We start from the raw sequence: 23,530 nt of genomic DNA, 5'->3' as shown, positions 1-23,530 counted from the left end.
AAAGAATAAGTCTAAATTCATGGTGTACTTCCGCAAAAGGAAGTATAAGATCACAAACCGTATTCACGGTCAAATTTATGTTTACAATTGCTCAAAAAACATTCGCGATCTTGCCCTGGAAGAATGGGCGCTTCCATTAATGGAAAACTTTTATCGTTACCTTAAAAATCATCGTATTTACCGCAGTGTCTTTGGGATTATTTGATTTAGAAATATGAGGGATCTTTAAGGCAACGCAGTGTAATTTCATGTTGCCTCAACTCATGAGACTTTACCAGAACCGCTTCGACCAACTCTTTGAATGTATCACAATAGAACAAGCGAGCACTTTTTTACTTCAAGTGGATTGTGCGACTGTCAAACCGATATTGCAAAGATTGCCCCACGAGCAAATTAGTCTAATTTTTGACTCTCTATATGTCAAAGAAGAGAAAAAAAATCACATTAAAGTAGCAGAGCTCTTTCAATTGCTTCTAGATGAGCAAAAAACCGATGTACTCAAACAGGCTGAATGTTCGACAATGCCGAGTTGGTGTGTATGTGATGTATTTGTCAAAAAAAACTATAGTCACTTCAAGCATGCATTAGCCAAAGGGAACACTAGATATCTGTCAGAGTTACCTCGTGACACTTTTGGCTGGATATTGGAGCAACTCATAACCAGTAAGGATATTGTTCTTTTTAGCAAGTGTATTCAGGTACCAAGGAAAGATGAATTGACTCCTATTTTTCCATTAAGTGCATTCGGCCACTTCAAAGAAATATACGATTACATGAGGCAAGATGAACCAAATAGTCAATATGTTCTTATTCCGTGCCTTACAAGATTAGGAGAAGAACCTATGGTCGCAAAAGTACGTGAATTTTCCAATGATGAAAAAAGCGCACAATTAGCGTTCTTACCTAACTCAATTAAATGCGGTTTATTGAAACATAATGAAGTCTTTTCTCAGTACGGTATAGCCCTTCTACATTTAGTAGAAACAGACTCTTTTTTTTGTAATGTCGATACAAACCTTTTGAAGCTTATATATCCTAGATTATCTGCTTTTGCTAAAGAAAAGCTATATCAAACAGTATCGACTGAAACTCTAGTTGAATTTTTAAAATACAATAAAACTGAGTTGGTTAAAGAAGATTTCAATAAATTTTTATTTTCCCCTAAATTACAGCCTGTGACGATACACTTGGTAAAAGTGCTCCCAGAAGCAGATTTTATGGCGTTGATTAACCTCTGCAGTGTTCAACCACTAGTAGAGTCAGAAGAGTTTAACAGTTTACTACCTAGCGATTTTTGCGAGCGACAAATCGTTAAGTTAAATCTTGATTCAATAACTAGAATGACATTGTTTGATGGGCTAACAGAATACAAACAGTTAGCGACTGCAAAAAACTTTAAAGTAGCAATTGCAACATGCTATGAACATTATGAACACAACAAACAGCAAGATCTATTAAAAGACTTGCTTACAATGTGCACAAAGTTGCCTGTTTGTAAGCAAATTGAGTGCGCATCTGATTGGTTAAATTACTCCTCATTTGAAAGAACATCAGAAGTTTTCTCTTCTCTTTTCTGTCGTTATATATCACCACTCGAAACGTCCGTAAAAAAAGACATTATATTAAAAAATGCCGATGGTATTTTAACATTGCTTAGAAAACCAAATAAGCAACATAAGACATTAATGCAGCACTTAGAAACGTTAAAAGATGAAATCGATTTTACCAAGATGTCAGATCGAAATGGTAGCGTTGCTGATTTGTTAGCTACACCAAAACAGACACATCCAAGCTCTTAGCGGCGACGTCGGCAGTTGCATCTTCTAAAAACGGTATTTCGCCCAAAAACGGGGCTTTTATCGTTTGTTTAAGAAAGGCTAAGTTTTCTTGTTTTTGCAACATATCAGGATCAACATGGTTCGCTACCCAACCAACAATCTCCAACCCATAAGCTAAAATGGATTCATGAGTTAACATCGCATGGTTCAAACAACCTAACTTCATCCCAATAACCAAAATCACTGGTAATTTTTGCTTAGCAACAACTTGCGATAAGTACTCATTGTCATTGAGTGGTAATCGCCAACCACCAGCACCTTCGATTAACGTAAAATCCGCTTGTGGAATTTGACGAAAAACAGCTTCCACCTTGTCTGCGGTTAAGTCAAAACCGACTTGTTTAGCGGCAATGTGAGGTGCGATTGCGGGCTCAAAACGAATTGGGTTTACTGTTTGGTATTCAACCTCTGAGTTCATGGCTGAAATCAGTGATAATGCATCACTGTTTCTTAACCCCTTTTCTGTTTGCTCACAGCCAGAAGCAATAGGTTTAATACCTAGCGTTGATATGGCTTTATTTTGCTTACGAGCATAGTTGTTAACAGCCACTAAAATCGCTGAGGCAGCCAACGTCTTACCACTATCGGTGTCTGTTCCCGTAACAAAAAACTTCATGTCATTACTTCCTTTTCGCTCTAATTTGAACAATGTTATAAGTCAAAGGTAATCCTTTTGGCGTTCGTTGTGATTCAGCTTGCTCGACTAACTTCATCCAATCTTCTCTACCACGCAAAGCCACTGAATTATTCAATTGATTATTCGGTACGGATGCCCCGACTCCTTTAATGGAATAAAGTAATGCTTTAAAAGAATCGAAATAACACACTTTTTGATATTCCAGTACTTCAATATCTCGCCATTCATCATCTTTAAAGGCTGATGCGTATTCGTTCAAGCTAAGGAAGTCATTGGCTCTTAATCCAAGCTGAGTCAGCTCATTTAAGCTGCCATTGGCAACCATGCTGATGTGCAACTCACCATTTTTTTTGATGACTCTAGCCGTTTCAGTAATGGCTTGCTTAAAGTCGTGACACCATTGCAAAGCTACATTTGAAATTAGTAAATCAATCGAGTTACTTTGAAAAGGCAAGCTGTGAGCATCACCTTGAATCGCATGATATTGAGGATAACTCTGCTTTAAAGTTGTCAGCATGGTATGTGCAATATCAACACAAAAGACTTGAGCACCTGAACTTTGATAGTTAGTACCCGGCCCTGCACCTAAGTCTAAAACCCTACCTTTTAACTCAATTTTAGAGAGCAATCTATCACTGCTGAATCGTTGCAGCACGTTATGTCGGTGGTAGCTTTTCGCTGCTTTTGAAAAAGCGGATTCTACGTTGTTGAGTTCAACAAAAGCACTTGGCTCGGTGATCCAACGCTCAGCTAGCATAATCACTTCCTTCTGCTAACCCATTTCCCTTTGCTAACATTTGCTCACCATGATGAATAGCAGCTTGTGTTAATTGTTTATGATTCTTGGATAAAGCTTCGATACAAGTATCAATATCTGATCTTGAGTGTTGTGCTGTAATCGTCACTCTCAGTCTATCAGTACCAACTGGCACTGTCGGTGAACGAATAGCGCCTACCCACAGCCCATCTTGCTTCATTAAATTTGCCAATTGTAATGTTTGCTCTGGCTCACCAATTTTAATGCCTTGAATTGGGGTTGATGAATCTAATATTGGCAACTCAAGCTGACCTGCTCTTTGACGAAAATACTCAATATTTTCAAATAATGCTGTTTGACGTTGTGACTCAGTCACAGCCAATTGCACAGCCTTTAGAGCAACAGCAGCACTGGTTGGGGGTAATGCCGTTGAGTAAATATAATCTCGACAGTGATTGCTGAGATAATCAATCAATTGTCGACTACCCAATATAGCTGCACCTTGACATCCTAAGGCTTTGCCAAAGGTGACAATTTGAATATCAATATTAAGTTTTTTAGCTGCACAGCCTATGGTTTGCCCCAACACACCAAAGCCATGAGCGTCATCAACAATAAGAGGAACATTATACTTCTGGCAAAGATCGGATAACGCTTGCAAAGGCGCACAATCACCGTCCATGCTGAACACACTTTCTGTGACTAAAGCCGTTACTTCACTACTTGCTAATAAACGCTCAGCATCGGTTACAGAGTTATGCTTAAAGCGTTTTAACTTTGCTACGGAATGCCTCAAACCATCAATCATGGAAGCGTGGATAAGTTTATCCGCCACCACCACATCTGACTTATCAAACAAAGCCGACATCAAGCCATGATTGGCGCTGAAGCCTGAGGTAAAAACCATCGCCGCATGATGACCTGTCAACTCACAAAGATATTGCTCTAAGTCTTGATGTGCTTGACTGTAACCTGTCACCAATGGAGAAGAGCCACTGCCAACCCCATATTTTTTTGCTGCTTGTTGCTGGGCTTTAATTAGCTCTGATGTCTGTCTTAGCCCTAGATAATCATTGCTACTGAAATTAATGTATTCTTTGCCATCAATGTGAATATGCGAACCATAAACCGCATCAACCAACTGCCGCTCACGCAGCAAGTTAGCTTGTTTTCTCTGATCCAAGCTTGCAGTGAGTTTGGCGCTGAGCTTTGAATACATGGACTTTGAAGGCATATGCTTTGTCTCAATTACAGCGCAGCTGCATCGTAAAATTGCATTTCTGCTTTATCACGGTTAGCTACCGCCTTTTCAAGCATGCTGGAATCATCTTCCAATTTGGCCGCTGCGCCTTGCTCAGGCTTTAACCCTAATCGGCGGAATAAGGTCATATCATGGTTTTCTTCAGGGTTTGGCGTAGTCAGAAGCTTACAACCATAGAAAATTGAGTTTGCACCAGCAAAGAAGCACATGGCTTGTAATTCATCGGTCATGTTTTCACGCCCCGCGGATAAACGAACACGAGACAATGGCATTAAAATTCTAGCCACAGCGATAGTGCGAACAAACTCTAGAGGGTCAAGATCATCAAGTTCAGCAAATGGCGTACCTGAAACTTTAACTAGCATATTGATAGGCACTGATTCTGGATGCTTGTCTAAATTAGCCAGCTGTTGTAATAACCCTGCTCTGTCTTTGGCTTTTTCACCCATACCAACAATACCGCCTGAGCAGACTTTCATGCCAGCGGCACGAACATTATCAAGGGTATCTAGGCGATTTTGATATGTGCGAGTGGTGATTACGTCACCATAGTATTCAGGTGAAGTATCAAGGTTATGGTTGTAATAGTCCAAACCTGCATCGGCAAGTTCACTGGCTTGATCTGGCGATAACATACCTAAAGTCATACAGGTTTCCATCCCCATGCCTTTTACTTCTTTAACCATTTGAGTCAAATAGGGCATGTCGCGCTCTCGAGGGTTACGCCAAGCGGCGCCCATACAAAAACGAGTAGCACCAGCAGCTTTTGCACTCTTAGCTTCGGTTAATACGGTTTCCATCGCCATTAAGCGCTCTTTTTCTAAGCCAGTATCATAACGAGCACTTTGTGGGCAATATTTGCAGTCTTCAGGGCAAGCACCTGTTTTGATCGATAATAAACGACTGATCTGGATTTCGTTTGGATCAAAAGTCTGACGGTGAATTGAATGAGCTTTAAAAAGCAAATCATTCATAGGCAATTGAAATAACGCTTCAATTTCTTCCTTTTTCCAATCGTTGCGACATTCTAACTGCGACATAGCAAGCCCTTTTATTTCGTTGAGTTCTCCGCTAGGATAGCGTTCACCCTTATCCTGTCAACGCCAACCAGTGGCAACGATTTACTATTGGTTAATTTATGAGCAAAATTGATTATCTTTTCGATCAACAGCATATCTGGCATCCATACACTTCTATGAAACACCCTTTCCCTGTAACTGGTGTTCAATCAGCCCAAGAATGTGAGTTGATATTAGAAAACGGTCAACGCTTAATTGATGGGACAAGTTCTTGGTGGTCATGTGTTCATGGTTATGGCAATGAACACATTATCTCAACCATGAAGCAGCAACTTGAAACCTTACCTCATGTGATGTTTGGCGGGATCACTCACGAACCAGCGGTTAGTTTAGCTAAGCAATTAGTCGAAATGACTTGTGAGCCGTTAACTAAAGTTTTCTTTGCTGACTCTGGTTCTATTGCCGTCGAAGTGTCATTGAAGATGGCAATTCAATATTGGCAAGGTCGAGGTAAACCGAACAAACAACAAATTGCGACTATTAAACATGGCTATCATGGCGATACTTTTGCCGCCATGAGTGTATGCGACCCTGACAATGGTATGCATACTATGTTTGATGCAATTCTGCCTAAGCAGGTATTCACACCATCTCCCACCAGCAGTTTTGACGACAATACTAATGTCACCTCAGATCTCGCTAAGCTCAGAAGCTCCTTTGAAGAGCACCATCAAAGCTTAGCTGCAATGATTCTTGAGCCTATCCATCAAGCTGCTGGAGGAATGTACTTTTATCATCCTGATTATCTAGCGGGTGTAAGAAAACTCTGTGATGAGTTTGAAATTTTATTGATCATAGACGAAATTGCTACTGGCTTCGGTCGAACGGGTAAGCTGTTCGCTTATGAGCATGCGAATGTGACTCCAGACTTACTTTGTGTCGGCAAAGCCCTAACAGGTGGTTACATCAGCCTATCGGCAACGATGTGTACCGATGAAGTTGCTGCTGGTATCAGCGACTCTCCTGCAGGCGTCTTTATGCATGGTCCAACCTTTATGGCTAACCCTCTTGCCTGTTCAGCAGCAAATGCAAGTCTAGAGCTGATTAATAGCAATGAATGGCAAGATCAAGTGGCTTCAATCGAAACTCAACTGAAAGAAGAGCTGGCTGAGGCAAAGCAATTTTCAGCAGTAAAAGATGTCAGAGTGTTGGGAGCGACAGGCGTTATAGAAATCAACCGTTCTTTATCTGCGGCTATATTACAACCTCATTTTCTTGAGCTAGGTGTTTGGATTCGAGTATTTGGCAGTGTCATTTATATTATGCCGCCATACATCATTTCGAAATCACAACTAACGAAACTAACAACAGCAATGAAGCAAGTGGCCAAAATGTTGAGTGAAGAAAACATCACCTCTACTCAACATTTTTTAAGTCATGGCTAAATTAGTGCTTCTTCAGTACTAATCTCAATAGGTTCCCCACTCAAAATTGATTCAACCACCTTGGGAACCTGTTGAGTTGCACAACCTTGCAAGTGAGTATCGAATGGTGAGCTATAGCTAGGTTCAAGGTTAATATCTATCGCTTTAGCACCAAAAGCTTTCGCTAACCGCATGAAACCAGCCGCAGGGTATACCGTTCCTGATGTACCAATCGAAATAAATAAATCACATTCAGTAATAGCACGTTCAATTTGTCCCATACCAATTGGCATCTCGCCAAACCACACAATATTGGGGCGAAGTCTTTGTGGCTGGTCACAGCATTGACACAAATTATCAGCAGCGAAAGGCTGAGACATAAAAAATGGTTGCATGGTTACTGGACAACAAGCTTTTCTAAGCTCACCATGCATATGCAAAATTTGATTAGAGCCAGCCCTTTCATGAAGATCATCGACATTTTGAGTCACTAAAAATAAACGCCCTTGATGTTCCTGTTCAAGTTTTGCTAGAGCAAAATGAGCCGTATTGGGCGCAACATCAGGAGCGTCTAATTGTGCGCGTCGAGCATTGTAAAATGATTCAACCAATTCAGGATCTCTTCGATAACCCTCTGGAGAAGCAATATCCTCAACAGGATACTTATCCCATAAGCCACCTTGATCTCTAAAGGTACTCAAACCAGATGCGGCAGAAATTCCAGCACCAGTAAGCACAACAATGTTTGCATTACGGAAGTCGGTATTCATTTAACCTCCTCTTATTTTATAAATGTCCTTATTATTTATAGGTATTTATCCTTAATACCCATATTTTTCTAAAGGCTATATTGTTGAAATTAAATCCAAACTATCATTAAAAACTAAAAAAACAAACTAAATTAACCAGTGGAGGAATAGAAAGGTTTAAGTTTTTATTTTTGTCTTTATAATAAATCTAATACCCACGGATGAACCGTATGGTTCTGCAATCAAGAGATTAACGATGACAGATGGAAATCAAGCCCTAAAAAAAGCTGGACTAAAAGTTACTCTGCCAAGAGTTAAAATTTTAGAGTTGATGCAAGAACCTGAAAATCAACACATCAGTGCTGAAGACTTATATAAACGATTACTTGAAATTGGTGAAGAAATTGGACTGGCGACAGTTTATCGTGTTCTGAACCAGTTTGACGATGCAGGGATCGTTACCCGACATCACTTTGAAAGTGGTAAGTCAGTGTTTGAGTTAGCGACCCAGCATCACCATGATCATTTAGTATGCCTTTCGTGCGGTAAGGTTTTTGAATTTAATGATGATCTTATCGAACAACGTCAACTTGAGATCGCTGAAAAATATAATATCAAGTTAACTAACCACAGTTTATACCTATATGGTCATTGTACTAACGATGAGTGTGACCACGGTTAGTCATTTTATATTTAAAGCTTCAGTAAATACAATTAGAGCCTGTATAACTGCTGGTTCTAATTGTTATTTCCCTCATCAAATGCTATTACTCCTTAGCAACATAAATAAACCTTAACGCAATACTAAATATCTTTTTGATAAAATCAGTTACATCAACCGTGATAGTAACTTTTTTGTTCATGATTAGATTTCCTCTTATCACTTCAATGCTTGAAGCTGTAAGATATTTGCGTAGCCCCTTAAACACTAATAGTGCAGCTAACAGACAAGAACGCTACCAATTGCGTCCAACTGACGCTTTAAGTCAGCCCGTCGAGCAATTTCATTCAGGCTCGCCTATCACTGCTGTCCACCGAAGCAGGCATGCTGATAGTTCACAAATAAAAACGCCTGCTTATAAAGTATCTTCAAAAGTAGTTAACGTAAAAGCAGAAACAACAAAGCAAGCTAACCCAACTTTTAAAACAGAAAGAACAATAATGAAGACGGTTACGCAGGTTATGGGAGGAAACAATCCTGCACTGTGGCAACCAAGAAAATTTATCACAAAAATAGTGTTAAGGCATGAAGATGACTTATTTCTGCAGTTTGGAAAGTTATGCGTAAAAAAACTTAAATCCGGTTGCCCTTTGCCTATGGTTGGAATTAACCATACTTTCAGTCAAATGATAACTGAGATAGATCAGTACTTACAGGTCAAAACACTGAAACATGGTGATAGGTTGGGATTAGAAAATTTCAAAAAAGCAATCATTAAGACTCAAGCAAAAAACTCCCCTTACTTAGAATCCTTAAGGCTATGTCTTAAATTTCCGCTAATGCAGCAATTCTTTTATATGCGCTACGCACACGAAAAAAAACAATGGGATGATGCACTTTTAAAGCTAGATATAGATAGAAATATACCTGATTTTCTTTCCATTGATGATATTATCCACCAGAGATGCTTAGGTACCGCTCCTTCAACTCTTAATGAGTTCAAAAATAGATTACAAAACGTATCCAATCTAACTAACATCGACTTTGACCCAGATAACCCCTTGAGCCTTATTTACATAGATAAAGACTTATTTGAGCACTCTGGGCTTGAACTGTTAAATGAAAGTTCTGAGCTAAAAATCTATTTTTACAGCTTCGAGGAATTTTCAATACCTGAAATAACCCACTTTTCATTTACTCCTTTTGTTCCAGTGTCATTAGTAAGAGCACCAATATTATTTCTTCACGGCATGTATCACCCATGTAGCTATCCTCCGTTCCATGATAAACAGCACGACTTACTCATAAAATCACATATACCAGACGAAAGAAGTTTTAATGTTTGCAGAGGCTACCACCTAGTTATCGAACCTAAGTTATCGCCAGAATTACAACAAATTAACGAAACCTTATTATTTTTCTGGTTTCACGATAGTGGGGAAAATAAAAAGAGGTCAATCTATCATGTATCTGATTTTCAGTATTCCGAAGATTACGTTCTTAGCCTCACTGAATTATTTGAAACAACATTAGATACTTGGGAAGAAGTACCAGAGAGACAAAGCCTAGTAATGAGTGACGCCCTAATAAAGGGGATCATTTTTTTTGCTTATGTATACCAATTTGACAATAAAAAGGCTTTTTCTATTAGAGATGTTGACGCTATAGTCGAATGCGAGTATCAAAAAATAATTTCTCATGCTGCAAAAATATATAGCGGAAAACAGACACCGTATACAGACTGGTGTACTCCTCCTCTTTTCTGCTCAACGCTAACTTATGTTAATGGAGAACTTGAACCTGAAAATCCACAATACTCAGAACTCTGGAGCAGCGCAAAAGCAACTTACGAGTCTGTAGAACTAACTGAATGGAATCAATTAAATATTCAACAAAAACTTAAACTGACTTATTTTCTATTCCAACATGCAGAAGTGTTATTAAAGTGATACCAGAGTAATAAATGAGATAGTGGTCATTACCATTTAATCCAGCTATAGCAAAATAGCTAACCAAAAACTAAAGCTAAACATGGATAATAAAGTTGAAATAAACACTGAACCTGCAATTTCTGCTTCCAATATTTTTGAATTATGCGCTAACAAGTAAGCATTCACTCCAACCGGGGAGCCTGCCAAGATGACTAGAATCAATCTGTGTTCATTATCAATTGGCCATACATGGGTCGATGCCAAATAAACAATCGTTGGTAATACAAACAGCTTAAATAGAGATTGTGCAATGGATGTATTGAAGTTGCACTTATCTTGTAATAGATAAAGATTGGCTCCCAAAACAAATAGTCCACCAGCAATAGCAGAGCTTGAAATTAACTCTAAAGATGTTTCAATCACATTAGGCAATGGAATTTTCAACACGCTGAATAGAGCACCCAAGCTAATGCTTAAAACCACAGGGTTACAGAATACGGACTTCGCTATTTTACCTACCGTTGAAAACGCCGTGTCACCTCGATCTGCAACGAAGAAATAGGTTACAGTGAAGGAATATAAACTGTGAAATAATATCACCACAAAAACTTCAGCAGCCCATTCTTGCCCCAACACGATTAAGATAACAGGCAAACCAACTAAGAGCACATTTGAATAATTCGCGCCTAAAGCCGATACAGCACTTTCTGCTTTTGTTCGTTTAATATAACGACAAACAATGAAATAAAGGCCAAAAGATATCGTCATGGAAACGTAAAAGGCTAACAACACCTTTGTATTCGCTATATGCAAAACATCTGCTGTAGCCATATGGCTGAATAATAAAGCTGGAATACAGATATAAAAAAACAAACGAGTAATGGCTTTGATACCAGCTTCATCAAAATACTTTAATTTGGTGGTAACGTACCCCAAGCTAATAACAATAAGTAAAGGTAGAATTGTTGAAGATAGCATATAACACCATTTGCTATAGAAAAACAGAAACTAGGCTGCAACTAAGTTAGTTGCAGCCTAGAGGCCGTAATGAGTATAGTTAAAATCCAACCAAAAAGGTTTTAACTGGATAACAGAAATGATTATACAGGACGATTTTTTTCGGCTAGTCGATTAACAATCGCATTTAAAGTAAGCGAAGCACCATGAGCAAACTTATCAGCCAATTTTTTCTTAATTTGGTACTGAACTTTATAAACATCTCTTTCTTGGGCTTTTTTCATGATCAAATCATCACTGGTACGAATGTCATCAATCAATCCCAATTCAAGCGCTTGTTTACCAAACCAATGCTCGCCTGTTGCTACTTTTTCTAAAGATAACTCTGGACGATATTGCGCTACAAACTCTTTAAATAACACATGAGTTTCTTCAATTTCTTGCTGGAACTTTTGACGACCTTCTTCTGTATTTTCACCAAATACAGTTAACGTACGTTTAAAGTCGCCTGCAGTGTGTTGTTCATAATCAATATCGTGTTTTTTAAGCAAACGGTTAAAGTTTGGAAGCTGAGCCACAACGCCAATTGAACCAACGATTGCAAATGGAGCGGCATAAATCTTGTTAGCCACGCAAGCCATCATATAGCCGCCACTGACAGCTACTTTATCCACACAAACAGTTAATGGAATTTCCGCTTGGCGAATTCTGTCCAACTGACTTGAAGCTAAGCCATAACCGTGAACCATGCCACCGCCACTTTCGACATTGACAATTACTTCATCTTCTTTTGTGGCTATAGCAAGAACCGCACTAACCTCTTTTCTTAGAGACTCCACTTCATGGGCATCAATACTACCTTTAAAGTCGATAACAAAGCTTTTAGGTTTTGGTTCACCCTCTTGCTTTGACTTTGCTTTTTCTTGTTTTTTAAGCTCTTTTTCATAAGCTTTGTAAGCCTTTTTATCAAGGAGCTCTTCTTTTAAGCCGTGCACAAGCTCTTCTAATTTGGCTGTAACATTGGTGATCTTAAGTTCACCTTTTTCAGCTTTATGTCTAGTCGATGAAGCAACGACAACCAAAATAACTGCAACAATTGCCACCACTAAAGTCACAGCCTTAGCGAGAAATAATCCGTATTCGTATAGAAATTCCAAAGATAGCTCCAAGAGTCAAAAATTTTAATTTCGATTGTAACAAAAAAAGCCCAGCATCTGCTGGGCTTATAAATATTTAATTTAAGATTTACTCACAAGGCTTAATCACATCATCGCCACTGTTAATAACGATCTGTGGCTTACCTGCATGAGCACTTTTAGCGAAGCTAATTACTTGAGTTTGCATCTCTACCGCAACAGGGAAGAAATCAAGATTAGGCTGAGTTGAGTTAAATGGGCTTGATGGATTAACTAACGTGCTGTGCGCGCCTTTAACAAAACGCACTGCACCGCTACCGTCGACTCTTACAGGCCCATCCTCATCAGTCCCTTTCTTGCTTACACACTTCAAGCCAATAGCGCTGATCAATGGTTCTGTTCCAGCTAGAGGGAATCCTTTAAGCGGCAAAACAACATCTTTATCGATTGGTAAACCATTGAAACGGTTAGGTAATACCTGATCAGCAGGATTGTCATTACCATTACCCACAATTTCAATTAAATGAGTTGGGAAACTCTTTAGAGCCGCACCATAGTTGATGGGGTCTATCGAATCGATGATGGTTTGTACGGCAAAACCAAATTGTGGAATAAAGCCTACATACACTTGACGTTGTAATGCTTCATAAGCTTGAGGGTTATCATCTTTAGAGATATTCTTAGCTTTAGCTGCATCAGTAACTAACTTAGTGAATTGAGGGTTAGACTGAAGTGCTTTATACAAAACTGGGCCAAAGGAGTTTGAACCAGCAAAACTTGCAGCTAATCCACCACTTGGTGCAACTAAAGATACTGCACTTGTAGTGTACGGGTTTGTTTCAAGCTTCTTACCTGTAGCAGGGTTTACGATACCAGAATTAGCATACACACTGAAATCCGCAGCAATCATAGCACCTAAACTCAAGCCTTGAGCAGTTACACCATCAACATCCAATACTGTTTTAACGGCATCATTGGTTGCCCATGCACTATTGGCGTGTTTAAGCTGCTTCGAAATAACAGGCAACGCTAAACGTAATGCCAACTCATCCATGATTCCTTGACGGAAATTATCACGAATGGTCAAAGGGCTACCAATATTTACAAAGGTAGTTGCAGAGCCGTTAAAATTATCAAAAGTATCAGGTAGCAGCTTCCTAACACTATCTTTTGCCGTTGCACTCACAGTATACGGACCAGAGTCACCGTCACGATATGAACGACCGCCGTGTAATGGTAAGTCAATCGCGATTGTAGCAACGCCTTGTGCAGCATAAGTACCTGAGTACACTAATGCCATTTCTTTTACCGCAGAAATCCCGTGCAATGCAATTGTTACAGGGAAGCCCTTAGCAGGGATCTTCATATCAGCACTTTCTTTAGGAATGGTTATTTGCACATCTACTGTTTCATATTCCAAGTTACCTTTATCATCTTTACGAATTGCAGGTAATGGGTTGAACTTGGTCAGCATTTGCACTTCATCAACAGCTTTGCCATTATCAAGTTTGAACGTTCTACCCACAAGAAGAGATGGATTCGTTTGAACTTGAGTCACTTGCTCAGCGGTTAGGCCTTGCTTCTCAGCTTGTGCAGCGAAATTATTTCGAGAAAGCGTACCAGCCTTCAATGCAGATAACACAGCTAGAGGGCTATCGCCGGCAGCCTTCCAGAACCCTGTTGGATTTTTAGCTGCATCAAGCTCCTTACACTCAACAGATGAACACTCGCTATAAATAGGCAATTGAAGTTTAGCCGTGTACACCATTGCATTATCTAATATGTTTTTCTCAGCTAAATTAGTTATTTGCAATCTATCAGCGGCAGTTGAAGGAGTATCGTCATCATTCAATACTTGCTTAACGCTGCCTGGTACGACGGTCGGAGCATATGGGTATTTCTTTCTTAAAGATGCTAAGAATGCAGGAGTGGGCTCAAAGTCTTGTGCATAATCCAATAGCTCTTGGTTATAGCTTCGAAAATCAGCTGCCATTTTTGCCTTGGCTGTTTCAAACACGTTAGCGATAGATTGAGTCGTGTATAAGCCAGAGTAGATGATGGAGTTTGATTCAACTTCCTTTGATACACCTTTCTCATAACTGTTAACTACAGCTTGTAGAGCACGCTGCTGATCTGTGCCTAATGGATTTGTCTCCACATCAAGCTTTAATGCATTGTAAGTGCTAGATGAGCCAATGGCGCGGCCTTCAGTATCTTCAATTTTATCAGTTACAACATATAGATAAGATTGATTAGCTTTAAGAGGCTTGAGTGGCACTACCGATATTTGGTTGCCTGACACAACTGTTGTAAAGTCCGTGCCATACTGTAATTCAGCCCCTACCTTACACGCTGAAAGAGATGGCTTAGTTTTACAGCTTTGATCAGAAGATAAAACACCGCCTACGGTTGCTTCAAACACTCGAACAGCACCAGCTTGCTTAACAGACGCTTCAGAGATACCTAATGTAACAGCTTCACCTTTTTTGTTTTTAGTAGGAAGGTTAACTTTAATGTTAATAGGTTGCGTTGTTGACCAACCATCAAGCGCTCCCAAAGCAACCTGTGGATTGGTATATTTTCCAGGCCCTTCTCCTGGCATGTTTAAAGTGCCATCAGTACTGCCATTAAACAGTAAATCATTTGGGAGCGGGACAGAAGAACTCGTAGGATTAAATACTACTGTGGCTTGTGGGATCAGTGGAGTAGGATTCTTTGCAATATCGTCAATACTTCCCTCACCACACGCAGTAAGGCCTAATGCTGACGCTATTACTGTGCCAAGTAATAGTTTTTTCATCTTTTTTCCTCAAAAATTAAGAGAACGAATTTTGTTTTTCCCAAAAAAAAGTCACAATAGTAACATCGTGATTCAAATGGGCATTTTTTTGTTCTTTAGTGGATCAAGTTAACCCAAAATTAATAGCTTAGCCATAATTTTGTCAATTTGGCTGAATCTAATTACGTTAAAAAAACAAGACACCTGTTTAAAACAGAACTAGACTCTTCCGTCAAACGTTTAACAGGCGGGCATTCTTTATAATTGGAGGCAGTATTAAATGTTAGAATACCAAGCAGAACAAAATTCACTTTCAGGGAAAGTAATTCTGGTTACAGGCGCAGGATCTGGCATCGGCAGAGCAGCGGCAATAAAGTATGCCCAGTATGGTGCGACTGTAATTTTATTGGGTCGAACAGTAAAAAAACTTGAGCACGTTTATGATGAGATTGAGCAAGCCGGTTACCCACAACCAGCAATCATTCCGCTAGATTTAAAAGGTGCAACAGAACAAAATTATAAAGACATGGCGGATACCATTGAAGAACAATTCGGTAAGCTAGACGGATTACTTCACAACGCCAGTATTGTTGGCGCTTTAGGCCCTTTTGAGCACATAGATATCCCAACAGCTGAAGATATTTTCAAAATCAATGTGACTTCTCAAATCATGGTTACAAAATCCTTGTTACCTGTTATGCGTAAATCTGACTCTGCTTCGATTGTATTTACTTCAAGTGGTGTTGGTCGTAAAGGCCGTGCATATTGGGGGCCTTATGCTATTTCTAAATTTGCGACAGAAGGGATGATGCAGGTATTGGCAGATGAATGTGAGAATTCTGTAGTACGTGTAAACTCAATTAACCCTGGCGCAACTCGAACAGAAATGAGAGCTAAAGCTTATCCAGGTGAAGATCCGCTCACTCTTAAAACACCAGAAGAAATTATGCCGACGTATTTATACTTAATGGCAGACGATTCGAAAGAGATCAACGGTCAAGAGTTAAACGCTCAGTAATCTTTTCAGACAATAAAAAAGGAGCCATTTAGCTCCTTTTTAATTAAGTATTTTTAATTTCCCGTTAATGTAAAATCAATTTAACCGGAATTTAACTACGTTGTCTTGACGGTTTTTTTCTAGCGTTTGAAACAGTACTGTGTTTTCTTACCGCTCGACGGATTTTAGCACTTTTTACTTTTTTAGCTCTATCCGTGCTATGTTTGTCAGTACCTAAAAAAGTTCGATTTTCTGGTTCTAACCCAGCCATTTGCCTTAAATAATTCACTTGCTCAAGCGGTAACTCTACCCATCCACCACGCGGCAAGCTTTTAGGTAGCTCTATCATACCATAGCGCACTCGTATCAAACGACTAACCTGAACTTCTTGTGACTCCCATAAACGTCTAACCTCTCGGTTTCGACCTTCTTTCAGGGTTACATGCCACCATTGGTTAATCCCTTCACCACCAGCAGCTTTCACTCTATCAAAATGTGCTGGGCCATCTTCTAGCGTTACGCCCATACGAAGGCGCTGCACATTAGCATCAGTCACTTCACCAAAGGTTCTCACTGCGTATTCACGCTCAATTTCGTGAGATGGATGCATTAACCGATTCGCCAGTTCTCCATCAGATGTAAACAGCAACAAACCTGAAGTGTTTATATCCAAACGGCCAACCGCGACCCAACGACCATCTCGCACTCTTGGTAAGCGTTCAAAAACAGTTGTACGCCCTTCAGGATCTTTACGGCTACAAATTTCGCCTTCTGGTTTATGATACGCCAGAACACGACAAATCACTTCTTCTGATGATTTAATCGAAACGACACGGCCATCAATTCTTACTTTGGCATCAGCTTCCACTCTGTCGCCGATAGTCGCAATTTCTCCGTCAATACTAACTCGACCTGCAGCAATCCATGCCTCCATCTCACGACGGGAGCCATGGCCTGCACGGGCCAAGACTTTCTGCAATTTTTCACTCATTAGTTGACTCTTCTATTGTTTCAGGCACATTTACTTCTGAATTAAATAATGCCTGTAATGATTCTGGATCGGATAACTGTGGTAATTCAGTCAGGCTGTTAAGCCCAAAATAAGATAGAAACTCAGTTGTAGTTGCATACAGAGCTGGACGCCCTGGCACCTCTCTGTGTCCTATCGTTTTTACCCACTTTCTATCCATTAGTGTTTTCATTATATGGCTATTGACTGCAACGCCCCTAACCTTTTCTATGTCTCCACGGGTGACTGGTTGTTGGTAAGCTATTACCGCGATTGTTTCCATTGTTGCTTTGGAATATTTCGGTGATTTCTGTTCCAAAACCTTTTGTAACAAAGGACTAAGAAACTCAGCCGTTTGAAACCTAAAACCACCCGCCACTTTAACAAGCTGTACGCCACGCTCTTGGTACTCTTGCTGCAATTCATCAACAGCGGTTTTGATCCTATCTCGTGACACTATAAAGTCAGCTAATACGCTGTCTTTCAATTGAGTCACTGTTTGTGGTTTTGAACTCACAAAAAGGCTGGCTTCAATAAGTTGTTTGAGTTGTATCTCATTGATCTTCATTTATTGTTCTCACCTAGTAAGCTTTAACATAAATGGTGGATAGCGGCTCTGTTTGGACCAGCTCGACTAACAACTCTTTCACTAGCTCCATAATGGCTAGGAAACTAACAACAACTCCTGCACGTCCCTCTTCAATATCAAACAACTCTTGGAACTGAGTGTAACGCTCTGTACTCAGCTTACCCAGAATTTCAACCATGCGTTCCCGAGTAGATAATACTTCTTTTTGCACATGATGATGTTCATTGGCTTCGATACGCTTTAAAACATCAGCAAATGCTCTGGCAAGCTCAGTTAACGATACCTCCGGTGGAACCTGTTTGACTTCAACATCATTGGCAGGCTCAATACTGGAAATAAAGAAATCTCGTTCTAGCCTAGGTAAATTATCAATCTCACTCGATGCTTGCTTAATAGCCTCATAAGCTTTTAACTGACGGATAAGCTCAGCCCTTGGGTCTTCGTCATCATCGTCGTCAAGCTCTGGTTTAGGTAAAAGCAATCTAGACTTTATCTCAGCGAGTGTAGCAGCCATTACTAAATAATCAGCGGCTAATTCTATGCGAGCATCTGTGAGTAATTCTATATACTCAAGATATTGAGAGGTGATCTCATTTATCGGCAGATCAACAATATCAAGTTTTTGTTTTCGAATTAAATACAAAAGTAAATCTAAAGGCCCTTCAAAAGCTTCTAAAAATACCTCAAGAGCTTCGGGAGGAATAAATAAATCGGCTGGTATTTCATCAAAATTTTTACCTCGAACGATAGCCAAGGGCAAACTCTGTTGAGATACCTGCATTTGTTTTCCTCAATTAGACAATAGCTACATCCATATAGGCTTTGATTATATCCATATAGAGCTAGGTTATCTATCGGAAAATACTTAGATGTGGAGTTATCTCATGATTGATGTTTATTGCAATATGCTAAACCGAACCTCAAGACAGAAAGTATTCCTTAAAAGGTTTATCTTAACTACCACTGAACAACCAATGAAATCGATTATTGAATTCTTTGCACATATTGAATAATAAGATGAGTCCTACTTCTAACTCTTTGTGCAAGAAGCAATGTTCAACAATATCGCAAACAAGAGGCACAAAGCTACACAATAGGATATTGCTACTCATTGCACGGAAAGATCAAAGCAATACGACCGTCTTTCAATACATCAATACGGGAGTAAATATCATGATCAACAAATTAATTCCGAGTGCTCTGTTTATTCTACTCAGCCCTTTTTATCAAGTTGCAGCAACCAGCGCCCAAGAGATTGCGACACCATCTAGCAACTTTGTAAACTTCAAATCTGCAAGAGCGTTTTGTAAGTATGCTAAGCAACATAAAGGTACTTTCGTGTCCTGCATACCCATATCAAATCCAAATAAAACAGCTGATTTAGAAGTAAAAATTGATGGTAAAAAAGTGACTCCAAATATAACAGTGTCTCATCAAGGTATGTATGTGTATTACACTTTTGATAAAGACACAGTGATTAATGTAACTGTGACAAATCTAGAAACGAATAAAGCTATATATGACGGAGCAGCCGAAGACAAACTTGGATTGAAATGTGGCTACAATAAGTGTGTACCTTGGGTTAAAGGCAAAGGTTAAAATTGCATAAGAGGTTGTGCTGTTGAGGTTTGCTAATAAATTGCATTAACTACACTCACCTTGTGAGTGTAGTATCAAGATACTATTCAAAAATACTTGAATCTCCTGCACCTTGTCGTACTACTTGATAATTATCCTCTGACATATCAACAACTGTAGTCGGGTTTTCAGCTAAATATCCACCATGAATAATACAATCAACCTGATGCTCCAGCATATCCCTGATATTTTCTGGATCAGATTCGGTATAGTCTTCATTTGGCATAACTAAACTGGTCGACATCAGCGGTGCATCGAGTGCTTCAAGTAAAGCTAATGCAATTACATTTTGTGGAACACGAAGCCCAATAGTCTTCTTTCTAGCCGATTGCAGACGTCTTGGCACTTCTTTGGTTGCTTTAAAAATAAAGGTATATGGCCCTGGCGTACAAGACTTTATCAAACGATATGCCTGATTACCCACCCTTGCATAAGTAGCAAGCTCTGACAAATCACGAACCATTAATGAAAAATGATGATCGTGCTCAATTTGGCGAATTCGAGTAATGCGGCTCATGGCATCTTTATTACCTATCATGCAACCTAAGGCATACCCCGAATCGGTTGGGTAAACAATCACCCCACCCTGTTGAATAATATGCACAGCTTGACTAATTAAGCGGGGCTGGGGGTTTTCATCGTGTATATAAAAAAATTGACTCATGCTATGTTGCTCTTCCACTTTTCCGATTCCCAAATCCAATTAACACCCTTGGGCTGATACATGTTTTTTCCAAGATCTAACCAGCCACCGGGGAAATGAAAATCACTACCAAGAGAGCCCATCAATTCATTTTGATGACTCAACGCAATTAAATTTGCTCTATCGTTTAGAGACTGTTGACCTAATACCACTTCAATAGCATCACCACCGGCTTCTTTAAACTCTCTAACTAAACGCCGTAACCATTTTGCAGAAAATTTATAACCACTTGGGTGTGCCAACACAGCTTGCCCACCCGCTAGGTGAATTATTGATATAGCTTTTTCGATACTCTGCCAATTATTAGGAACATAACCAGTCTTCCCTTTTGACATATACTTTTTAAAAACACTGCCCACACATTTTGCATAGCCATTATCCGCAAGCCATCTCGCATAATGACCACGACTCAATGCTGCGCCTCCAGCGTATGACTTGGCACCATCATAAGCCCCTAAGACACCGGCTTTTTCAAGTCTACGACCTATCTCTGCAGCGCGCTCATTTCTCAACTCTCGCTGTGTACTTAAAAAGTTTTCGAGTTCTGGGCATGTTGGATCAATATTCAACCCGACAATATGAATGTCATGATTCTTCCAGTTAGTTGAGATTTCTACACCATTTATTAGTTTAATGGGTAAATTCTGTGCAGCAATATATCCATGAGCCATCGGTAAGCCAGCGACAGTATCATGGTCTGTAATTGCAATGATATTAACTTGATTCGCAACTGCTCTTGAAATGAGTTCAGGCGGAGTTAGTTGTCCGTCAGAAGCTGTTGAATGGCAATGTAAATCAATCAGGGAGTCTTGTATTTCCATATGAGCATTGTACTGGAAGTCCGATACGAAAAGATACCGTAAATACAAAACCGCTATGATTTCATTTCCATTATTTTCATAGTTCCAGCCTCTAGGATTTGAGAACAAGGCATATCTGATAAATAGCTATTATTTACAGAACTACGGCTGGAACAGCGATCATTACGATATGATACCCAGCCCCAGTGTTTAGGCCTCACATCGGTAACAGGTTCTTTAACCGATTTAAAATTTGCAGCTTTAACTGTTTGTTCAATATCGACAATATAAAGGTGCAAAGCGTAGAAAAATCTGTTTTCCAAGACTCTGTTGCGGCACGTAAACTAATATAAAGAGTTATTTGCCCTAATTGATTTTATCTATCTTCAGGTTCCCCTTTTTCAATGATACTCACCTTCCATGATCGAATAGCAATCTCACTTGAAAGCAGCAACGATGATAGATGTGATAAAGCAGTGTTTATTTCCTCGGGGGCGACACTAATTCTAATTTTATCGCCAATTCTTAACCTAGCGTCATATGGTTCCTCCGCAATCCGTAAGTTTTTACAATAAATAAAATTACCAGTATGAGAAGTACCTGAGATAACCCAACCATTGAACTCTCTATCTGACTGTTGTTGGATCATGAAATTATAAACGATGACAACACGAGAGTGTTTAGAAGGAAGATAATGAACAAGTGAGATAATATCAGCTTTATGTTGCTTTAAATCAGCCTGTGCCCGACATATTGAGAGTGTCAAACGGTTTAAGTGATCAGCACAATAATTCAAAGAAAAAGAAGACAAGCAATACCTATGATGTATGTCTGCTGGGTTAAAAAACAAAAAAACTGATGCATTATAAGGTTTGATTGCAGCTATCATCGTATCTAAAAACTCAGACGCTATATTTCTGTCACCTTCTTTCGGCACCATAGCTACAAAAGGTAATTTTTGATTTTGAATTCCACGAATAGCTGAAGAAGGCCTGACACCTCTAGCTAGTAGAACCTCAATGATTTGACATAAAAAGCAGACAATATTATTAAATGTGTACCAACTAATCTTTGAGCTTTTCTTATCAAGCATTATGGGTAAATTAATATAATGAGTAGTTGAAAACCTAGGTAATTCAGTTAACTCCCATTTTGTAAATGGGGTATGCTTTGAAAATAAAAGCGGTGTGAGAAGACTTACTAACTCGAAGTAAGAATCGACAGGAATATCTACCCTGATTTGACAACTTGAAAAGACTCGATTTATCGCTCTATCATGGTATAAACATACTTTATTCTTCTGAACCACGGTGTGCCATTTTTTTTGGCATAATTTAGGTGGTACATCAAACGAGTTGATACTTACACTTGGGGTAAGCTTAAATCTCGTTAACTGAAATTTTTCCGGATACTTATTCAAATCAAGTAAAAAGCAACCCTTTAACTCCATCTGTTCAAATTGCGGGAAAGCAGGAGGAGTTTGTTCAGACGGTGTACTGATTTCAGCCTGAACTTTCTGTTGTTTCGACTCTAAATAAAATATATATATGACCCAATCTGTTTACTTAAACATTGAGTATCTCCTCGCATACGAGGAAAAAAAATGACTAAATATTGGCGTATTGCTAAATGAGAAGACTCGGCATGTTTATTCGCAAATATATCTTTGAACCAATGATTATCTGGTGATGGAGTTATTGTGGTTGGATTACCATCCTTTATTCTGACTAAATAGCAATAATCCCACCACCCATTAGTCAATGTAACTTTGAGTAGTGAATACCCACTAATGACTTCAGGTGAATTAAGCGGTAATTGACAGTGAGACTTTACGAGCAATTTGATAACAACAAAATAGTGAGAGTTGATATATTTTGTTGCTAGAGTCTAGAAGCCGCAAATAAATAATTTTTAATATAATGCTTAGCTTGCCAACACAACGAACCCGCGCTCCCCGGCGTGACAGGCCGACTCTTGTTAAACAGAGGTCTAATAAAGAGTCTAACCAACTGAACTACCGATCCTCTGCTTTTCTTGCTTTTCTTACAGGCACAAAAAAGCCCCGTCATTTCTGACGAGGCTTCGTTGTATTGGCGGAGCGGACGGGACTCGAACCCGCGACCCCCGGCGTGACAGGCCGGTATTCTAACCAACTGAACTACCGCTCCAAACTCTCATCTACTGTCGTAGATTTATCGGTTGTGGAAGGAAATTTTGAATTGAGAAGCGCAGTGTACGCTAGTACATGAGCATCGCAAATATCAAAAGTTGCAAGCACAACTAGATAAATTTGGCGTCTGGCAATGACCTACTCTCACATGGGGAAACCCCACACTACCATCGGCGAGGCTGCGTTTCACTTCTGAGTTCGGGATGGATTCAGGTGGGGCCACAGCTCTATTGTCACCAGACAAATTCTGTATATTGGACTGGTTAATTGTCCGTCTGACGGCATTGTTTCCTCGCTCTAGTGCTCATGTACTTAAAGTACACTCCGCGCTTCGCTCGTCACGGCTTTGTCAGCCAAACAATTTCCTGCGTCTTTTAACCAATCTTCTTAATTCAGAAAGCTGAGTTAATCTTGTTCTCGACTTTACTAAGTACGTCGTATTCTTACTAAGGTTTAGCAAGTTATAAAACCCATT

Annotated in this window: 22 protein-coding genes, 1 tRNA gene and 1 rRNA gene; 7 read left to right on the top strand and 17 right to left on the bottom strand. The window is 39.5% G+C overall.

The genetic code is table 11. The annotated features are described in order from the left end of the window. Nucleotides 1-205: hypothetical protein (locus D5018_RS22040; protein WP_207819356.1), on the top strand; the 205-nt coding region annotated here is incomplete at its 5' end. Nucleotides 206-263: 58 nt separating this feature from the next. Continuing rightward, entirely contained in the window at nucleotides 264-1,799 is a 1,536-nt protein-coding gene (locus D5018_RS16685) for a hypothetical protein (protein WP_133309320.1), read from the top strand. On the opposite strand, the gene bioD is transcribed toward D5018_RS16685, so the two are convergent. The 4 genes from bioD to bioB are packed head-to-tail and all read right to left on the bottom strand — an operon-like array spanning nucleotide 1,768 to nucleotide 5,533. Continuing rightward, nucleotides 1,768-2,454, bottom strand: a complete 687-nt coding sequence (gene bioD / locus D5018_RS16680; protein ID WP_121840128.1) for a dethiobiotin synthase — start codon at nucleotides 2,452-2,454, stop codon at nucleotides 1,768-1,770. The genes D5018_RS16685 and bioD overlap by 32 nt on opposite strands. Nucleotides 2,455-2,458: 4 nt before the next feature. Continuing rightward, nucleotides 2,459-3,232, bottom strand: coding sequence for a malonyl-ACP O-methyltransferase BioC (gene bioC, locus D5018_RS16675; protein WP_121840127.1), 774 nt, complete (start codon nucleotides 3,230-3,232; stop codon nucleotides 2,459-2,461). Beyond that, the gene (locus D5018_RS16670) at nucleotides 3,222-4,466 is read right to left on the bottom strand and encodes an aminotransferase class I/II-fold pyridoxal phosphate-dependent enzyme (RefSeq protein WP_243637457.1); all 1,245 of its coding nucleotides are present in this window, start codon (nucleotides 4,464-4,466) and stop codon (nucleotides 3,222-3,224) included. The genes bioC and D5018_RS16670 overlap by 11 nt, the downstream gene beginning before the upstream one ends. A 14-nt stretch (nucleotides 4,467-4,480) precedes the next feature. Beyond that, the gene (gene bioB, locus D5018_RS16665; RefSeq protein WP_121840126.1) at nucleotides 4,481-5,533 is read right to left on the bottom strand and encodes a biotin synthase BioB; all 1,053 of its coding nucleotides are present in this window, start codon (nucleotides 5,531-5,533) and stop codon (nucleotides 4,481-4,483) included. Nucleotides 5,534-5,631: 98 nt separating this feature from the next. Between bioB and bioA the strand changes: the two genes are divergently transcribed. Beyond that, nucleotides 5,632-6,957, top strand: a complete 1,326-nt coding sequence (bioA, locus tag D5018_RS16660; RefSeq protein WP_121840125.1) for an adenosylmethionine--8-amino-7-oxononanoate transaminase — start codon at nucleotides 5,632-5,634, stop codon at nucleotides 6,955-6,957. Here bioA and D5018_RS16655 read toward each other — a convergent pair. Then, complete coding sequence (locus D5018_RS16655) at nucleotides 6,954-7,706, bottom strand: NAD-dependent deacylase (protein ID WP_121840124.1); 753 nt, start codon at nucleotides 7,704-7,706, stop codon at nucleotides 6,954-6,956. The two genes, bioA and D5018_RS16655, sit on opposite strands and share 4 nt — an antisense overlap. Nucleotides 7,707-7,941: 235 nt before the next feature. On the opposite strand from D5018_RS16655, the gene fur reads away from it, so the two are divergent. Both fur and D5018_RS16645 read left to right on the top strand, forming a co-directional pair. Beyond that, nucleotides 7,942-8,367: a ferric iron uptake transcriptional regulator gene (gene fur / locus D5018_RS16650; RefSeq protein ID WP_121840123.1), complete on the top strand. Its 426-nt coding sequence runs from the start codon at nucleotides 7,942-7,944 to the stop codon at nucleotides 8,365-8,367. A gap of 179 nt (nucleotides 8,368-8,546) precedes the next feature. Then, on the top strand, nucleotides 8,547-10,295 hold the full coding sequence (locus tag D5018_RS16645) for a hypothetical protein (RefSeq protein WP_121840122.1): 1,749 nt from the start codon (nucleotides 8,547-8,549) through the stop codon (nucleotides 10,293-10,295). 45 nt (nucleotides 10,296-10,340) lie between these two features. Here the strand turns inward: D5018_RS16645 and D5018_RS16640 are convergent, their stop codons facing one another. From D5018_RS16640 to D5018_RS16630, 3 genes are all read right to left on the bottom strand, one after another. After that, the gene (locus D5018_RS16640) at nucleotides 10,341-11,255 is read right to left on the bottom strand and encodes an AEC family transporter (protein WP_121840121.1); all 915 of its coding nucleotides are present in this window, start codon (nucleotides 11,253-11,255) and stop codon (nucleotides 10,341-10,343) included. Between the two features lie 122 nt (nucleotides 11,256-11,377). After that, entirely contained in the window at nucleotides 11,378-12,391 is a 1,014-nt protein-coding gene (sohB, locus tag D5018_RS16635) for a protease SohB (RefSeq protein ID WP_165905089.1), read from the bottom strand. 88 nt (nucleotides 12,392-12,479) lie between these two features. Beyond that, entirely contained in the window at nucleotides 12,480-15,170 is a 2,691-nt protein-coding gene (locus D5018_RS16630) for a VolA/Pla-1 family phospholipase (RefSeq protein WP_121840119.1), read from the bottom strand. Between the two features lie 259 nt (nucleotides 15,171-15,429). On the opposite strand from D5018_RS16630, the gene D5018_RS16625 reads away from it, so the two are divergent. Further along, on the top strand, nucleotides 15,430-16,167 hold the full coding sequence (locus D5018_RS16625) for a YciK family oxidoreductase (protein WP_121840118.1): 738 nt from the start codon (nucleotides 15,430-15,432) through the stop codon (nucleotides 16,165-16,167). A gap of 91 nt (nucleotides 16,168-16,258) precedes the next feature. Here the strand turns inward: D5018_RS16625 and rluB are convergent, their stop codons facing one another. Genes rluB through D5018_RS16610 form a run of 3 tightly spaced genes read right to left on the bottom strand, consistent with a single transcriptional unit; the run spans nucleotide 16,259 to nucleotide 18,525 of the window. Then, nucleotides 16,259-17,137: a 23S rRNA pseudouridine(2605) synthase RluB gene (rluB, locus tag D5018_RS16620; protein WP_121840117.1), complete on the bottom strand. Its 879-nt coding sequence runs from the start codon at nucleotides 17,135-17,137 to the stop codon at nucleotides 16,259-16,261. Then, the gene (gene scpB, locus D5018_RS16615; RefSeq protein ID WP_121840116.1) at nucleotides 17,130-17,723 is read right to left on the bottom strand and encodes an SMC-Scp complex subunit ScpB; all 594 of its coding nucleotides are present in this window, start codon (nucleotides 17,721-17,723) and stop codon (nucleotides 17,130-17,132) included. Before scpB ends, rluB begins: the two co-directional genes overlap by 8 nt. A 13-nt stretch (nucleotides 17,724-17,736) precedes the next feature. After that, a complete protein-coding gene (locus tag D5018_RS16610) occupies nucleotides 17,737-18,525 on the bottom strand; it encodes a segregation and condensation protein A (RefSeq protein WP_121840115.1) in 789 nt (262 codons plus the stop codon). Between the two features lie 392 nt (nucleotides 18,526-18,917). Between D5018_RS16610 and D5018_RS16605 the strand changes: the two genes are divergently transcribed. After that, the gene (locus D5018_RS16605) at nucleotides 18,918-19,343 is read left to right on the top strand and encodes a hypothetical protein (RefSeq protein WP_121840114.1); all 426 of its coding nucleotides are present in this window, start codon (nucleotides 18,918-18,920) and stop codon (nucleotides 19,341-19,343) included. A gap of 82 nt (nucleotides 19,344-19,425) precedes the next feature. Here the strand turns inward: D5018_RS16605 and D5018_RS16600 are convergent, their stop codons facing one another. From D5018_RS16600 to rrf, 6 genes are all read right to left on the bottom strand, one after another. Then, nucleotides 19,426-20,046 (bottom strand): L-threonylcarbamoyladenylate synthase, encoded by a 621-nt coding sequence (locus D5018_RS16600; protein WP_121840113.1) that lies wholly within the window; start codon nucleotides 20,044-20,046, stop codon nucleotides 19,426-19,428. After that, on the bottom strand, nucleotides 20,043-20,906 hold the full coding sequence (rnm, locus tag D5018_RS16595) for an RNase RNM (RefSeq protein WP_121840112.1): 864 nt from the start codon (nucleotides 20,904-20,906) through the stop codon (nucleotides 20,043-20,045). The genes D5018_RS16600 and rnm overlap by 4 nt, the downstream gene beginning before the upstream one ends. A 53-nt stretch (nucleotides 20,907-20,959) precedes the next feature. Beyond that, complete coding sequence (locus D5018_RS22290) at nucleotides 20,960-21,208, bottom strand: hypothetical protein (RefSeq protein WP_121840111.1); 249 nt, start codon at nucleotides 21,206-21,208, stop codon at nucleotides 20,960-20,962. Between the two features lie 53 nt (nucleotides 21,209-21,261). Then, nucleotides 21,262-22,335, bottom strand: a complete 1,074-nt coding sequence (locus D5018_RS22285) for a hypothetical protein (protein WP_121840110.1) — start codon at nucleotides 22,333-22,335, stop codon at nucleotides 21,262-21,264. 641 nt (nucleotides 22,336-22,976) lie between these two features. After that, a tRNA-Asp gene (locus D5018_RS16580) sits at nucleotides 22,977-23,053 on the bottom strand. Between the two features lie 127 nt (nucleotides 23,054-23,180). After that, a 5S ribosomal RNA gene (gene rrf, locus D5018_RS16575) occupies nucleotides 23,181-23,296 on the bottom strand. Nucleotides 23,297-23,530: the final 234 nt, after the last annotated feature.

Origin of the sequence: Parashewanella curva, assembly GCF_003675895.1 — a bacterium.
Classification (GTDB): domain Bacteria; phylum Pseudomonadota; class Gammaproteobacteria; order Enterobacterales; family Shewanellaceae; genus Parashewanella; species Parashewanella curva.
The sequence above is the reverse complement of the archived record's forward strand: the minus strand, read 5'-3'. Positions and strand labels throughout refer to the sequence as shown.

What these genes read in the sequence shown, in the direction of transcription:
- D5018_RS16685 (WP_133309320.1), top strand. Translation starts at nt 264, where the DNA reads ATGAGACTTTACCAGAACCGCTTCGACCAACTCTTTGAATGTATCACA.
- bioD (WP_121840128.1), bottom strand. Translation starts at nt 2,454, where the DNA reads ATGAAGTTTTTTGTTACGGGAACAGACACCGATAGTGGTAAGACGTTG.
- bioC (WP_121840127.1), bottom strand. Translation starts at nt 3,232, where the DNA reads ATGCTAGCTGAGCGTTGGATCACCGAGCCAAGTGCTTTTGTTGAACTC.
- D5018_RS16670 (WP_243637457.1), bottom strand. Translation starts at nt 4,466, where the DNA reads ATGCCTTCAAAGTCCATGTATTCAAAGCTCAGCGCCAAACTCACTGCA.
- bioB (WP_121840126.1), bottom strand. Translation starts at nt 5,533, where the DNA reads ATGTCGCAGTTAGAATGTCGCAACGATTGGAAAAAGGAAGAAATTGAA.
- bioA (WP_121840125.1), top strand. Translation starts at nt 5,632, where the DNA reads ATGAGCAAAATTGATTATCTTTTCGATCAACAGCATATCTGGCATCCA.
- D5018_RS16655 (WP_121840124.1), bottom strand. Translation starts at nt 7,706, where the DNA reads ATGAATACCGACTTCCGTAATGCAAACATTGTTGTGCTTACTGGTGCT.
- fur (WP_121840123.1), top strand. Translation starts at nt 7,942, where the DNA reads ATGACAGATGGAAATCAAGCCCTAAAAAAAGCTGGACTAAAAGTTACT.
- D5018_RS16645 (WP_121840122.1), top strand. Translation starts at nt 8,547, where the DNA reads ATGATTAGATTTCCTCTTATCACTTCAATGCTTGAAGCTGTAAGATAT.
- D5018_RS16640 (WP_121840121.1), bottom strand. Translation starts at nt 11,255, where the DNA reads ATGCTATCTTCAACAATTCTACCTTTACTTATTGTTATTAGCTTGGGG.
- D5018_RS16630 (WP_121840119.1), bottom strand. Translation starts at nt 15,170, where the DNA reads ATGAAAAAACTATTACTTGGCACAGTAATAGCGTCAGCATTAGGCCTT.
- D5018_RS16625 (WP_121840118.1), top strand. Translation starts at nt 15,430, where the DNA reads ATGTTAGAATACCAAGCAGAACAAAATTCACTTTCAGGGAAAGTAATT.
- rluB (WP_121840117.1), bottom strand. Translation starts at nt 17,137, where the DNA reads ATGAGTGAAAAATTGCAGAAAGTCTTGGCCCGTGCAGGCCATGGCTCC.
- scpB (WP_121840116.1), bottom strand. Translation starts at nt 17,723, where the DNA reads ATGAAGATCAATGAGATACAACTCAAACAACTTATTGAAGCCAGCCTT.
- D5018_RS16610 (WP_121840115.1), bottom strand. Translation starts at nt 18,525, where the DNA reads ATGCAGGTATCTCAACAGAGTTTGCCCTTGGCTATCGTTCGAGGTAAA.
- D5018_RS16605 (WP_121840114.1), top strand. Translation starts at nt 18,918, where the DNA reads ATGATCAACAAATTAATTCCGAGTGCTCTGTTTATTCTACTCAGCCCT.
- D5018_RS16600 (WP_121840113.1), bottom strand. Translation starts at nt 20,046, where the DNA reads ATGAGTCAATTTTTTTATATACACGATGAAAACCCCCAGCCCCGCTTA.
- rnm (WP_121840112.1), bottom strand. Translation starts at nt 20,906, where the DNA reads ATGGAAATACAAGACTCCCTGATTGATTTACATTGCCATTCAACAGCT.
- D5018_RS22285 (WP_121840110.1), bottom strand. Translation starts at nt 22,335, where the DNA reads ATGGAGTTAAAGGGTTGCTTTTTACTTGATTTGAATAAGTATCCGGAA.